The 13,371-nt window shown below is 33.4% G+C and carries 11 protein-coding genes and 2 pseudogenes; 7 read left to right on the top strand and 6 right to left on the bottom strand.

Translation table 11 applies throughout. From position 1 onward, the window contains the following. Together RTL21_RS00125 and RTL21_RS00130 are read right to left on the bottom strand one after the other, a co-directional pair. Positions 1-347: DUF1980 domain-containing protein (locus RTL21_RS00125; RefSeq protein ID WP_312092106.1), on the bottom strand; the 347-nt coding region annotated here is incomplete at its 3' end. Between the two features lie 14 nt (positions 348-361). Continuing rightward, a complete protein-coding gene (locus tag RTL21_RS00130) occupies positions 362-1,228 on the bottom strand; it encodes a permease (RefSeq protein ID WP_312092108.1) in 867 nt (288 codons plus the stop codon). Between the two features lie 179 nt (positions 1,229-1,407). Here RTL21_RS00130 and RTL21_RS00135 point away from each other — a divergent pair, with 179 nt between their 5' ends. Together RTL21_RS00135 and RTL21_RS00140 are read left to right on the top strand one after the other, a co-directional pair. Further along, positions 1,408-2,685, top strand: a complete 1,278-nt coding sequence (locus RTL21_RS00135) for a polysaccharide deacetylase family protein (RefSeq protein ID WP_312092110.1) — start codon at positions 1,408-1,410, stop codon at positions 2,683-2,685. A 192-nt stretch (positions 2,686-2,877) separates the two neighbouring features. Next, a complete protein-coding gene (locus RTL21_RS00140; protein ID WP_312092112.1) occupies positions 2,878-3,501 on the top strand; it encodes a chloramphenicol phosphotransferase CPT family protein in 624 nt (207 codons plus the stop codon). 173 nt (positions 3,502-3,674) lie between these two features. Here the strand turns inward: RTL21_RS00140 and RTL21_RS00145 are convergent, their stop codons facing one another. Beyond that, positions 3,675-3,911, bottom strand: coding sequence for a LysR substrate-binding domain-containing protein (locus tag RTL21_RS00145; RefSeq protein ID WP_312092466.1), 237 nt, complete (start codon positions 3,909-3,911; stop codon positions 3,675-3,677). 125 nt (positions 3,912-4,036) lie between these two features. Between RTL21_RS00145 and RTL21_RS00150 the strand changes: the two are divergent. Continuing rightward, positions 4,037-4,647, top strand: a pseudogene (locus tag RTL21_RS00150) (nitroreductase family protein); the annotation flags it as partial. 604 nt (positions 4,648-5,251) lie between these two features. Here the strand turns inward: RTL21_RS00150 and RTL21_RS00155 are convergent. Then, complete coding sequence (locus tag RTL21_RS00155; RefSeq protein ID WP_312092114.1) at positions 5,252-6,169, bottom strand: AraC family transcriptional regulator; 918 nt, start codon at positions 6,167-6,169, stop codon at positions 5,252-5,254. A 354-nt stretch (positions 6,170-6,523) separates the two neighbouring features. Between RTL21_RS00155 and RTL21_RS00160 the strand changes: the two genes are divergently transcribed. Then, complete coding sequence (locus tag RTL21_RS00160; RefSeq protein ID WP_312092116.1) at positions 6,524-7,507, top strand: aldo/keto reductase; 984 nt, start codon at positions 6,524-6,526, stop codon at positions 7,505-7,507. A gap of 249 nt (positions 7,508-7,756) precedes the next feature. Here RTL21_RS00160 and RTL21_RS00165 read toward each other — a convergent pair whose 3' ends face one another. Continuing rightward, a complete protein-coding gene (locus RTL21_RS00165; protein ID WP_312092117.1) occupies positions 7,757-8,977 on the bottom strand; it encodes a sugar efflux transporter in 1,221 nt (406 codons plus the stop codon). A gap of 268 nt (positions 8,978-9,245) precedes the next feature. Between RTL21_RS00165 and RTL21_RS00170 the strand changes: the two are divergent. Both RTL21_RS00170 and RTL21_RS00175 read left to right on the top strand, forming a co-directional pair. Then, positions 9,246-10,066: pseudogene (locus RTL21_RS00170) on the top strand (aldo/keto reductase). A gap of 782 nt (positions 10,067-10,848) precedes the next feature. Beyond that, positions 10,849-11,208 (top strand): nuclear transport factor 2 family protein, encoded by a 360-nt coding sequence (locus tag RTL21_RS00175; RefSeq protein WP_312092119.1) that lies wholly within the window; start codon positions 10,849-10,851, stop codon positions 11,206-11,208. 790 nt (positions 11,209-11,998) lie between these two features. Here the strand turns inward: RTL21_RS00175 and RTL21_RS00180 are convergent. Beyond that, positions 11,999-12,655, bottom strand: coding sequence for a DUF975 family protein (locus tag RTL21_RS00180; RefSeq protein WP_312092121.1), 657 nt, complete (start codon positions 12,653-12,655; stop codon positions 11,999-12,001). Between the two features lie 393 nt (positions 12,656-13,048). On the opposite strand from RTL21_RS00180, the gene RTL21_RS00185 reads away from it, so the two are divergent. After that, positions 13,049-13,345, top strand: a complete 297-nt coding sequence (locus RTL21_RS00185) for a HesB/YadR/YfhF family protein (protein WP_312092123.1) — start codon at positions 13,049-13,051, stop codon at positions 13,343-13,345. The last annotated feature ends 26 nt before the right edge of the window (positions 13,346-13,371 follow it).

Genomic DNA, 13,371 nt, shown 5'->3' on the forward strand with positions numbered 1-13,371 from the left:
AAATACAATCCCTTTTTCTCCACTATATTGGAGTCAAGGGTAGCTACTGGAAGCATTAAACCAGTGATGATAGGTAAAATCAAGGTTATAATCGTTAATCCACGTTTCCACCAGCTATTATCTTCATGGGAATGATCGTGGCCGCAATGCTCACAGGTATCTTCATGAGTCTGCTTATCCTTTTTCACATAGTTATAGACACAAATAATAGTAAAAAGAACAAATATATAGATAGCTGATTCTGAAATATACGAATACTTCATATTAATATATTTCGAGATATCGCCAGTTGCATGTAAATGTAAAAATAAATAAGTAAAGCCGATTAACACAAATATCCGTAGCATGATTTTTCACCTCTTTATAGGAAAATTGTTACAAGAAACACAATGATGGTAATAAGGCTTGTTAGTAAGATAACAAACTTAGCTTTAAACGTGCTTAAAAGCATCAATGTATTCTTTATATCTAACATTGGACCAAACACTAGGAAAGCAAGGATAGAGCCTTCAGAGAAGCTGTTTCTAAAGCTCGCTGCCACAAACGCATCTGCTTGCGAACAAAGACTTAAAATAAAGCCAAGTCCCATCATCACCAAATGAGAAGAAGCCGGACCAGTACCTATTGATACAAGGGTAGAGGTCTTAATAAATGTTTGTACTGCCGCTGCGATAAACGAGCCAATAACCAAATATTTTCCAACAGTGAAAAATTCATCTATAGAGTGTTTAAACATCGCTTCGATTCGACCTTTAAACGAGTGATTGTGGGTATGTTCTGGCACGTGATTTTTTAATGGGGATTGCTTCACCGTTTTTTGCAGAGCAAGTCCAACTAGTATCGAACAAACAAGTGCCACCAAAGAGCGAAGAATCACCATCCTCCAGCTATTCCCAAAGGCAACATAGGTTGAGAAAATAACAACCGGGTTAATAATTGGACCAGTCAGCATAAAAGCGATACTTGCTGGTAGCGGAACACCTTTTAAGATTAACCGTCTTGTAATCGGAATAATACCACATTCACAAGCTGGGATTATACTTCCGATTAATGAAGCAAATAAAATCGCAAGAATTGGGTTCTTCGGCATAATTTTTGCGATAAATTCTTCTGAAATAAAAATTTGGATAATTCCAGAAATAAGAACCCCTATTAAAATAAAGGGCAAAGCCTCAATAATGATACTGATAAAAATTGTATTTAATTGTAATAACGTTTCAACATTCATTGTTAATAATACACCTACTTTTTTGGTAAGAATACATGAGTTCATTATTATAAAAAACAATTATTAAAATTAGATGAGAACAAAAGGAAGCCTCATTATTGATACCATTTATTTATTGCAAACGAATACATTAACCCTTACATTAAATAGTAGAGAAGAACAAATAGAAGGGAAGGTGAATGGAACTGAAAGCAAAGCTTTTACTCTTTGTAATGGGGTTGTTTCTTTTGTTATTGTTCGTTGCATGTAGTTCCCAAAATTCAAAAGAATCAAAAGATCTCAAGCCAAGTGAAACAAATCAAGAACAAAAAAAGACTAATCTACCTTCTAAGTATATAACTAGCCTAGTGGAAGATGCAAAAAAAGGAATGACGGATACAAGTACCTTCAACGTATTTACCAGTACCATGAAAGAAGTAAAGAGCCAGTGGGGAGAGCCGCTTCAAACAGACCATGTAGGGAATGGCTATTACGCAACCTATGAAGATAAGGATACCGTATTTGGATATACGGAAAATGGGGAAATTTATGATATTCGTTCTTACAAAAAGCAATTAAATGCAATCTCCTTATCTGAATTAAAAGAAGAATTAGGGGAACCAGTAGAAATTAGAACAGGAGAAGATGAACAAATAATTGTTTATAACCTTGAAGAAGATATTCAGCTTAAGTTTATTATCTTAAATAAAACAGAAAGAGTGGACCATTTATCTGTTTATAATGAAGAAAGACTCGAGCAACATGATTATGTATTAGATATTAAAGGTAACTCAAATCAACTTACAAATAGTGCCTGGCAAACGATGCAAAATTGGAGGAATGAAATTGTGAAATTTAAAGAAAATCAGCCCAATTTATATATAAATGGACGAAACGAAAAGAAGATTTCTTTAACCTTTGATGACGGTCCTGACGAAATTGTTACACCACAAATTATCGGAATATTACAGAATTACAATGTAATAGGGAATTTTTTCTTTATTGGCAGCGAAGCAGAAAAGTACCCACAGGTAGTCAAGAACGCCTATGAAAATGAAAATTTAATATTAAGCCATAGCTATCACCATGTTGATTTGACTACGTTAAGCAGCACAGCACAAGAAGATGAAATTAATAAAGCAGGACTTGCTATTCAAGCGATTATCGGCAAAGAACCGGCAATGATTAGACCACCGTATGGGGAAACAAATGAAATATTAATCGAAAATGCCAAAGATAAAGGCTACTCTGTTATTATTTGGTCAATCGATACACTTGATTGGTCACAAAAGGATGCAAAAAACATTATCAAGAATGTCACGGATAATTTGCGAAATGGCGATATTATTTTAATGCATTCTGATTCAGAAAAAGCAGAAACAGCTAAAGCGTTACCTACTATAATTGAAGCTGTGCAGGAACGTGGATTTGAAATTGTAGGGTTGGATGAACTGCTGGGAGTAGAGGCATATCAGTAAGCGGCCATGGTCTCTATATAAAGCCTTAGGTTCAGGTGGACAGCTACAAATTCTCATTAACCAAATGCTAAGGTTCCTATCAACTATCATAATATTTGCAGACTATAACATATGAAATTATTAAACGAGTGATAATTTTACAGGTAAGTTACTCAATAAGCATGTAATTAAAGAATAAAAAGGGGGGCGACTATGTTAGAACGAGACAGAAACGGAAAAATCATCATTCTTAATGGTGCTCCTAGATCTGGAAAGTCCAGTATTGCTTCTGCCATTCAAAACTTATTTGAAGGAGTTTGGATGAATCTAGGAGTTGATCAATTCATGTCTACTATTCCAGATAAATATCAACCTGGAATAGGATTACGTCCTGGTGGGGAAAGACCCGATCTTGAACCTCTTATTCTTAAAATGTATCTTACTCTATATAAGACTATTGCTTTATACAGCAAAGCAGGTCTTCATATCATCGTTGATATAGGACATCATAATGGATATTCTCAGCCTTTAGACATTCTTCCAAAGTGTGCTAGAATACTCACGGAACATAAGGTTTTATTTGTTGGTATTCATTGTCCTATCGAAGAAATAATGGAGCGAAGAATGAAAACTGGGTATGCCGCATTCACAAATGACGGTAAAATACCAAAATCGATTTTATTATGGCAACAGGAAGTTCATAAACCTGGTATTTATGATTTAGAAGTAGATACATCTCAGCGTACTGTCGAAGAGTGTGTCAATGTAATAAGAGAGCGACTTAAAGAGGATCTACAACTAGAAGCTTTCAAGTACATAGCGCAAATGAATGAGTAGAGGATGTCTTAATCCTAAAAATCAACTAATAAATAAGTGGGCATACAATCAACTTGTTTGCCCACTTATTTATTAGTTTTAAGGAAATGGGGATCTACACAAGTTTAGACAATTCTTCAAGTGACTCTTTTATTGTAGATAATTTAGTGATTTCTAAATAAGATCATTTGTTCTCAACTCGGTAAATCCGTACTTTTCTGCATTTTTATTATTCGAAGAAATTGACTGATAGTGGAAGAATGTTCCTGATTCTCCTTACGATTGCATAGAAAAACAGGACGTTTTATTTCAATCCCTTTAACTTTTACTATCCCTACTTCATTACGCTTCAAATGCTCCTCCACAGCTAGTGAAGGGGCCAACATCACACCATATCCAGCAATAACAAAACGTATCGATTCACTTATAATATATTAAGGTTAAGTTTAGGTATAATTATTACTGTGTCAGTATACTTTTAGTGATCAAACAACGTTAGCTAAGTATTAAGAAACTTAGTCTAGTATTTTAATAAGCAAAGGAAGACTACATGAAAATGGATTTCTTAAAATTAATTGAGGAAAGACATTCAGCTAATACTTTATAAAAGGGTTAAAAATAACAGCAGAAGATTTAAAACCAATATTTAATGATGTTAATTGGCACCTTCTGCTTTTAATTTACAGTATACAGAATATATCGCAGTCCTAGATGATGTCCTTAAAGAAAAAATTTGAGATGCTGCTTATGGACAATATAAAGTCCAAACAACATCCGGTGTAATACTTGTAGTTGCGGATAAATTAGCATACCGCCAAACGCAGAAAATTCACGAAGGAATGAGAAATTTAGGTATTATTTCTGAGTTCGAATTAGATGCTATGGTGAATAATAATCATCAGTTTTATGAGGGACTAGGCGAAGATTTTAGAAGAAGGACGCAATTCGCAATGCCTCTTTATCATCATCATCGATGCTTTTTATGTTATCTGCAAAGAATCGTTGATCGGATACTTGCCCGATGATTGGATTCGATTCAAAAAAATAAGAGAACTACTTCGAATTCCTGACACACATGAAATAGTTTTAATGATTACCATTGGAAAAGAAAATATAACTAATAGGCGTATACGTGTGTATCGAAAACCGGTGGAAGAATTCGTTCAATTATTTAGGAATAAATTGTATATACTCAGAACTAAAAGGGGCGTTGTTCCAGAAAGAATTAATGGTTTTTATTTATGTTTCTCTGACACTAAGAATACCAGAATCCTGAAAAAAGAGCCATGAAAAAACAACTTTGTGAAGAAATCAACTTAAACCAAAGGGAGTTTTAGTGAAATAAAAGGATTAATTATTATCGATAAAGAGAAAATAGGAATGTCTACAAAATTAAGACATTCCTTAAAATATTCGGGTAGTATTTAATTTTCAAAATAGAATAAATTTTCGTATAATAAATATTAACGCTACAATATTTTCTAATCATAAACGTCTAAAATCTTGATATATAAGGGATTAGACGTTTTCTTTATTATACCATAATTAAGATAAAGAAAGATAAACGCTCGATTTATGAGTTAACGCTTAAAATAGCTTATTATAGAGAATCGTTTATTTATCAAGGAAGGTTAGCATCTAAGAAAATTGTAATTTACAGAAGTAGTGTCAGTAACTTATTTTCCTAAAGATCAACTAAGATATTCCTTAGATAATAATCCTTTTTTATCTAAGTTACCCTCCAACCGTAAGTGGGAAGTGTTTTATCGTTTTATTGATTTATTGATTTGTCAAGATTCTCTCTTAATCGCTTCATATCTTCTTTAGGTGGTAAGCCAAACATACGTGAATATTCCCTGCTAAATTGTGACGGGCTTTCATATCCAACTCGGAATCCTACATCTGCAGCATCTGACGATTCCGATAATAACAAACTCCGAGCCTCTTGTAATCTCAGTTGTTTTTGAAATTGGATGGGACTCATTGCTGCTACTTCTTTAAAATGACGATGTAAAGAAGAAACACTCATGTTTGCTATATCTGCGAGATCCTCAATCTTAAACGACTTTTCATAATTATTCATAATAAATTCAATTACGTCATTTATTTGATTAGTCGAACTTCCTTCTATTGCAATTTGTTTTAGTAATTCTCCATGTTCCCCTTGCAAAACTCTATAAATAATTTCTTTTCTTATCAGAGGAGCAATTACTGGAATATCTTTTGGATTATCTAAGAGCCTCGCTAATCTAGTTACTGCATCTAACAGTGAACACTCTATTTTGCTAACATACAGACCTCGTTTGGCATTTTTTTTCTTTTCAGCTTCCACTTGAAATTCACGTAAAACCTCTAATATTTCACTCGGTGTAAATTCAAGTTTAAGAGCAAGATAAGGTTCTTCAATAGAGGCTTCCGTAATTTGAGCAGTAATTGGTAGGTTAACGGATGCTACAAGGTAATCAGCAGGTCCGTATTGAAAACGCTCTCGCGACAATAAAACTTCCTTCATTCCTTGAACAATAATACATAAAGATGGATTGTAAACTCCGTAACTTGGTCCAATATTGCTAGAGTAACGGGAGAAAAATAAAGAGGGAATAATAGTTTTTTGAGAACCGTCCTTTCCAGTATGACCCTCTATAATTTTTATGAGTTCAATTCTTTGTCTATATATTTGTTCAAACATAACAATTCTCCTTTAATTTCTTCATATCTAATGATCCCATTATAAGACTAATTTGTTTTCTGCGTAAATGGGTATGAGAGGAATAAGCAATCATTTGACAGCATTGTGATATCAGAAGTGTTTTTAAGTGATGCATAATAAGAGTACACAGGAAATTTGCGCCATTAGCAGGTAAACGTGTTTATTTAATAATTCAAGGAACGGAACCTAGTGATGCTATTCCCATTATTAGAAATGTAATAGCGCATTTATGTCATCGTTTTAACATGGAGTACATGTGTTTAGCCACCAGTTCCTGTGATACTGACAAACTGCATAAACTTATCATTAGTTAAAGGAAAGGAAGGGGTAAATATGCAAAAGCGTATACTTGGAAATAGCGGATTAGAAGTCTCAACAATAGGTCTTGGTTGTATGGGGATGAGTCATGGTTATGGACCAGCATCGGATAAGAAAGAAATGATTTCGTTAATTCATGCAGCAATTGATCGCGGCGTTACTTTTTTCGATACCGCCGAAGTTTACGGACCATATATAAATGAGGAATTGGTTGGTGAGGCTCTTAGACCTTTTAAGGAAGATGTGGTCATTGCCACTAAATTTGGAATTCAAATGGAAAAGGGAAAGCAGGTACTTGATAGCAAGCCAGAGACTATAAGGAAATCAGTTGAAGGTTCTCTTAAACGATTAAGCATAGACACTATTGATCTCTATTATCAACATCGGGTTGACCCAAGTGTGCCAATCGAGGAAGTAGCCGGTGTTATAAAAGACCTAATCAATGAAGGTAAGGTTAAACATTGGGGGCTTTCTGAAGCAGGTGTTGAAACGATACGTAGAGCGCACTCTGTTCATCCATTAGCAGCAATTCAGAGTGAATACTCCATGATGTGGAGAAGTCCTGAAGATCAACTTCTGCCTACCCTTGAAGAGCTAGGAATTGGCTTTGTACCGTTCAGTCCTCTGGGGAAAGGGTTCCTTACTGGGAAAATTGAAAAAAATACAATATTTGATAGCTCAGATTTCCGTAGTATTGTTCCACGTTTTAAACCTGAAAATATGGAAGTTAATCAAATATTGGTTGATCTAATAAAGAAGATTGCAGTTGAGAAGGAAGCTTCACCAGCTCAAATTGCATTAGCATGGGTACTTGCTCAGAAGCCATGGATCGTTCCGATTCCCGGCACAAGAAAACTGGAACGTCTAGAAGAAAATATTGGAGCTGCAGAGGTGGAACTGACTTCCCAAGAACTAGTTGATTTGAACGACGCTCTATCAAAGATCGAAATTTCAGGAGAGCGTTACCCATCAGAGTACGCGAATAGAGTGGGAAAATAAAAGAGGCTAAATATTAAATTATTGAGACAAGGAAAAAACATCCCTAACACCTCCTGAATCATATCGTATTAATATAATATGATATGATTCAGGAGGTGTTTTCTATAGGAACGAGAGTCATTAACAAGAAGAAGTGATATTTTATGGGACACTTCACGATTGGCTGTATTTAGAAGATGTTTCTAGTTCTATACTAGTGGCGAGAGAATAAAGGAAGACATGTATTAACTTAACTATGCAGGAACAAGTTTAAACAGAAGGAGTTTTCTTACTTGATACTTCCGATTTTCCATGGTACTTACTACTCCACAGAATAACAAATGAAAGTATGACAAGCAGTAAACATACCAAGTTAACAAAACGGAATCCTATGAATGTGGCGATCAAACCGCCGCCTAGATTCCCCACTAATCTCCCAATAGTAGAACCGTTAGAATAGATTGTTGCTGAAATCCCAGGTGAATTGGGCATTAAATCCGTAAAATAACTAAGTCCATTTCCCATTACGATTGCAACAAAAATAGCTTGAATAAGTTGTGCTGCTATTAAAATCCAAGAATGGGTGGCTATAGTTAGTACAAGAAAGTATATACCGGCTATAAAGCAGCTAATTATCATTAAGGAATGATTTGTTATTCTGCTACTTAATGCACCTAGGGAAATCATAATTGGGATTTCTAATCCTGCACAAACACTGACTACTATCCCCACCTCAGCATAGCTTCCATTGAGTTCATTCACAATAAAAAGAGGCGTGTTTATTGCATTAATAGCATTAACTGCAAAAAGAAGAATAAAGGCAATGAACGGATATTTTACTTCCTTACTTTTTAGTAATGGGACGGATGTTTTTCCGTTATGATTTTTACCTTGAAGAGTATTGTTTTGATTTTGTAAAAAGAAGAATACAAGAGATGCAATAAACAGAAATATAGCAGAGGTACCAAGAAATAGACCACTATAACCGGCTGCGCTTAATATGATTGTCCCAATTAGTGGCCCAATAAGGAATCCTAGTGAAACAAGTGACCGAAGCGTTGATAGCGCAAATGTCTTATCATCCGTTTTGCTTGTATTTGCTGACTCTTGAGCGAATGCGAAGATTTGGGGCATTGCAGCAGCTCCGATCCCGTTAAAAAGAGTGACCATAATTAACAGGAGAAAATAGCTATCAAAAATTAAATAAGAAGAATAGCCTAATGCGGAAGAAAGCATAGCAATAACAATTATCCTTTTCCGATTAATTCCACTATCCGAACACTTAGCAATATATGAGTTCATTAATACACCACTGAGTGAGCTAATAGCCATGAAAATCCCAAATCCTCCCGCACTCATCCCAATTTCTTCAGTAGAATACAAAGATAAATATGGCATTGTAATTGAGATACCACTCCCGACGAGAAGCATACAAATCATAAAAAGACTGTAACCTTTAATTGAGAATAGCTTTTTTATTCGCAGTATCATTGATTTTCGCCACCTTATTTGTTAAAAACTTTTGTGTTGTATCCTTAATACAATGAAGATTTGAGTATTAACACACCACTTCTATTCACTGATGCTTGTATTTTTATTATATAAAAACCAAAAAAGAGAACGTTATCACATTTCTCTCGGATTATTGCCTATTCCTTGCATTAAATAAGCAATCATGATTTTAATGACATTAGAGATGGGTTTTCAATAGTCTCTTAATAGCATTCAAAGACAAAACATAAGGCACTCACTTGAGTAGTTGAAGGAGAAAACACGTGACAGCTGCTTTGGAGTGTTTCAAATGAACGACTTAGAGGAATGTGAACAAGCTATTTATAATGCTATTATGGCTGGTTATCGTCTCATAGATACAGCAGCTTCTTATCAAAATGAAAAAGCAGTAGGAAGAGCGATAAAAAGAAGTGGTATACCTAGAAAGGAATTATTTATTACAACAAAGCTTTGGGTACAAGATACAGGCTATGAAAACACGATGAAAGCATTTGAAAAATCGTTAACTAATCTTCAATTAGACTATTTAGATTTGTACTTAATTCACCAGCCATATGGCGATATTTATGGTTCATGGCGAGTATGGAGGAATTATTTCAAGAAGGAAAAATTCGCGCGATTGGTGTGAGTAACTTCCACTAACTTCCATATGGATCATCTGGCAGACTTGTGATTCCGGCAGTAAATCAAATGGAAACCCATCCGTTCAACCAGCAAATTGAAAGTGCTCACTACATGAAAGAGAACAATGTACAAATACAATCTTGGGGTCCTTTTGCAGAAGGGAAAAATAACATTTTAAAGAATGAGATTTTAGTTTCCATTGCAGAACAATATAACAAATCAGTTGCTCAAGTGATTCTACGTTGGTTGACTCAAAGAGGAGTTGTAGCGATTCCTAAGTCTGTTCGTAAAGAAAGAATGAATGAGAACTTTAATATATTTGATTTTGAATTGTCTCAAGCAGATATGGATAAGGTTACCGCTCTAGACACAAAAGAAAGTTTGTTCTTTTCTCACAGAGATCCTGAAATGGTTAAGATTCATCCTGAAGTCCTTTGGGATTAGAAAGCATAACTTTCGCAAGTCCTCTTAAAAGCTCCCATTATAAACAAATTTTCTAAGGGATTTATAATGTTGCTAGGATTATGTAATTATCTGAGATAATTTTGATACCGTTTGCGAATTGTTTTGTTGAATAATTAAGGTGAATGAACAGAGACCAATGTTGAATGGGGAAAAAGATATTCTGTGTGAAGTACCAATCGATTAAGATTCAGTGTGAAAGGAGGGTTAACTTAAAAAATTCATTACAATGATGATAAGTCTGATACTAGTTATCATTATTATTGCTGCATGTAGTAGTCAAGGTAATTCAGTGAATTCAATTAGAAATGAAAGTGAGGCAATTATGTAAACAGGTAAAACGATATCTATTCCCAAAAAGTATACAACGGTTGCGAATCATGAGGGAACTATAGTAGAAATGAAATACGAGACACTCAATTATTCAAGTGGGAATGAACCCATCACAAAACCAGCATATGTATACTATCCCCTAATGGCATCAAGGGTACTGCTCGGTGTAGGTTTAGGTATATTTGTCGTAACCGCCTATTCTATCTCAGCAAAACTTGCATCACATAGGCAGTTTAAAGTAGTACTAATAGTAATTAATTGCTTCTTTAAATTATGTTTTTTATACTCCACGTGATATCAATTACATTAAGAGGTTTATGCAAATATTTAAGACAAATGTGATACCGGAGTTATTCGGATTTAGTGGATAATTACTGTATGATACAGCTAGATACTATTAATATAATAGATATTAAAAGGAGTAGATACTAATGAAAAAAATATTAGAGGTATCGGAAAAAATTTGGGATGCAATTCAAAGAGAAAAAGTAGATGTCTTAGTTGATTTAGTGCATCAAAATGCCATGTTTGTTCATATGGGAGTTACATTATCACGGGATGAAGAAATAGATATAATAAAAAGAAGAGGAATTATTTATAAAGAAATTGATTTTCAAGAAAGTACCATCAAAGAATTGGATTCAACAGTTGTTTTATTAAATAAATTAAAATTAACAGCTATCGTAAATGGAAATGAAGTAACAAATCCTTTTGTAGTAACAGAAGTATATACCAAAAACGGAGAGATATTTAAATTAGCATCAATGTCTTACACAAGAATAGTTTATTAATAAAATGATGTTTATTTATTTGTTTGTTAATAAATATACGCAGTACTTTTGAATAACGGTAATTAGTAAAGCTGTGTTACTCCGGAGATACTAATTTATCAAATGGATTCAAAATAGAACTGTTAAGGATGGAATGAAGATCTAAGAATAACTATTAATAAATTCAATATGCCAAAAGAATAAATCATAGCAATTTTTTTAATCGAAGTCACAAGATATTTAGTATTTTTGTGTCACTCGTCAATTTAAACTAGAATAAAGAATACACCCCCTAGTTGAAATCTTTATTCTAGTTTACATAATATATATTATACACAGCAATTAAAATCTAATTAAATTCTATCTCATAACAAAGTATACTTTAGATAGTGAGACAAATTGAAAAATTTTTATCTCATATTGTGTATTTCATTATTAATAAATCATTGGCTTCATTTTGAACCAGAAAAAATTTTTATTTACATTTTAAATAATTCTTTAAGATTTTTACTATAACGTAGACTTAGTTTAAATGATCCTTATAAATAGTTTTAACTATGTAGGAAAATTTTGTTTCACAAACGTTTAACCTTTTGAGCTATTTGCATCCAATTTATGCCTTATTACTACTAAACACTTTAAAACGAATTGTCATGATTTTAGAATCAATCACTACTCAGATCAACTTTATCTACATATTATCCATATTGCATTGCTACATTATGTTTTACTTAATATGTGATTAATCCTTTAGACTTTAAAAAACCAGAAAACAGTCTTTTAACACTGCGTTCTGGTTTTTGTCTATAAATTATAATGTTTCTTTTTCTGCGATTAACTTTTGATAAAATGTTGCATTAGACGTATAGATATATGGAGTTAACCATAGGAACCCAATTCCTAATGATAATAGACATAAAATGCCCCAACCGATAAAGCTTAAGTTTAACAGGAAAAACTTCCATTTATAGCCTTTCATTCTTTTTCTGCTTTCTGTAATTGCTTCAAAAACGGAATACTCTGGATGATCTTTTAATATCATGAAGGTTTGTGAATATGCTAGCCCCTTGATAATTCCTGGAATTAATAATAATAAAGACCATAAAAATGTAAATATGCCAACCATAATAGTTGTTCCAATCACTTTTAGTGCTAATTTTGTGTCTTTGTATATCGAAAAAATCTGCGGAACCTCAGGGCTTTTTTTTCTCACAATCTCTAGATAAAACCAACCAATGGATACTGATAAAGGGATTAAAATAACACTAATTATGGTACTTAATGCTGAGGCCAACGGTGGTGTGGAATCTTGATTAAACCAATTCATGATACCTCCACTAGCATAAACCTCTATCGATAAACTTAAAATCGTACTTAAAATGAAATATAAGAATGTTAGTCCGACTACCTTTCCCCATTCTCCTATCAATGATTGTCTTGCTTCATACTTGATTGCTGAAATTTTCAAATCATATCCTCCTCTATGTAAAATGACAGCTGAATTGTAGACTGCCCATTTTATTATATCGATTTTTTTGTAATTATAAAGAATAATTTGATATATTTTCCATAAATTCATAATATTGAAGTAGTTGTCTTTTTGAATTTTCGATTATACGCTGTTTCCCCTCCCATCTCTTCTTTTCCCTCTTGATTAACTTTAAGCTCACCTATACTCAGTACTATTTATACAATGATTTTATTAAAAAGTTTCAACACTTCACATTGTTTAAGTCCATACATAAGGTGTAAAATTAAATAGACATATAAAATTGAGTGTTTTTTATAAAATCAACAGTTAGCATAAGATTGAGTAATAAATAGGTAAAAAAATACAGCATTATTTTAGGGGGATCATACATTGAATATACACATTAGTGATACTGCTTTAACATGGTTTAAGGATGAAGTTGGTTTAAAACCCGGAAGTTATGTGCGCTTTTATCCAATGATATATGGAAATAGTCCTGTCCAAGAGAACTTTTCATTAGGTTTCTCTATTGAGGATCCTGTTGATGCAATTGCTAGTACCGAAGTTGCGGGGATTCAATTCTACGCCGAGGAAACAGACGTTTGGTATTTCAATGGACATGACTTATATGTGAAATATAACGAAGCGATGGATGAAGTGGAATATGATTATAAATTACCAAAATAATAGGTAAGAAACTAGATAACCGTCGG

The organism is Niallia sp. (assembly GCF_031978665.1).
In the GTDB taxonomy this organism is placed as follows: Bacteria; Bacillota; Bacilli; order Bacillales; family Cytobacillaceae; genus Niallia.

Excerpts from the sequence above, each read along its gene's own strand:
- RTL21_RS00130 (WP_312092108.1), bottom strand. The coding sequence starts at position 1,228 with ATGAATGTTGAAACGTTATTACAATTAAATACAATTTTTATCAGTATC.
- RTL21_RS00135 (WP_312092110.1), top strand. The coding sequence starts at position 1,408 with ATGGAACTGAAAGCAAAGCTTTTACTCTTTGTAATGGGGTTGTTTCTT.
- RTL21_RS00140 (WP_312092112.1), top strand. The coding sequence starts at position 2,878 with ATGTTAGAACGAGACAGAAACGGAAAAATCATCATTCTTAATGGTGCT.
- RTL21_RS00155 (WP_312092114.1), bottom strand. The coding sequence starts at position 6,169 with ATGTTTGAACAAATATATAGACAAAGAATTGAACTCATAAAAATTATA.
- RTL21_RS00160 (WP_312092116.1), top strand. The coding sequence starts at position 6,524 with ATGCAAAAGCGTATACTTGGAAATAGCGGATTAGAAGTCTCAACAATA.
- RTL21_RS00165 (WP_312092117.1), bottom strand. The coding sequence starts at position 8,977 with ATGATACTGCGAATAAAAAAGCTATTCTCAATTAAAGGTTACAGTCTT.
- RTL21_RS00175 (WP_312092119.1), top strand. The coding sequence starts at position 10,849 with ATGAAAAAAATATTAGAGGTATCGGAAAAAATTTGGGATGCAATTCAA.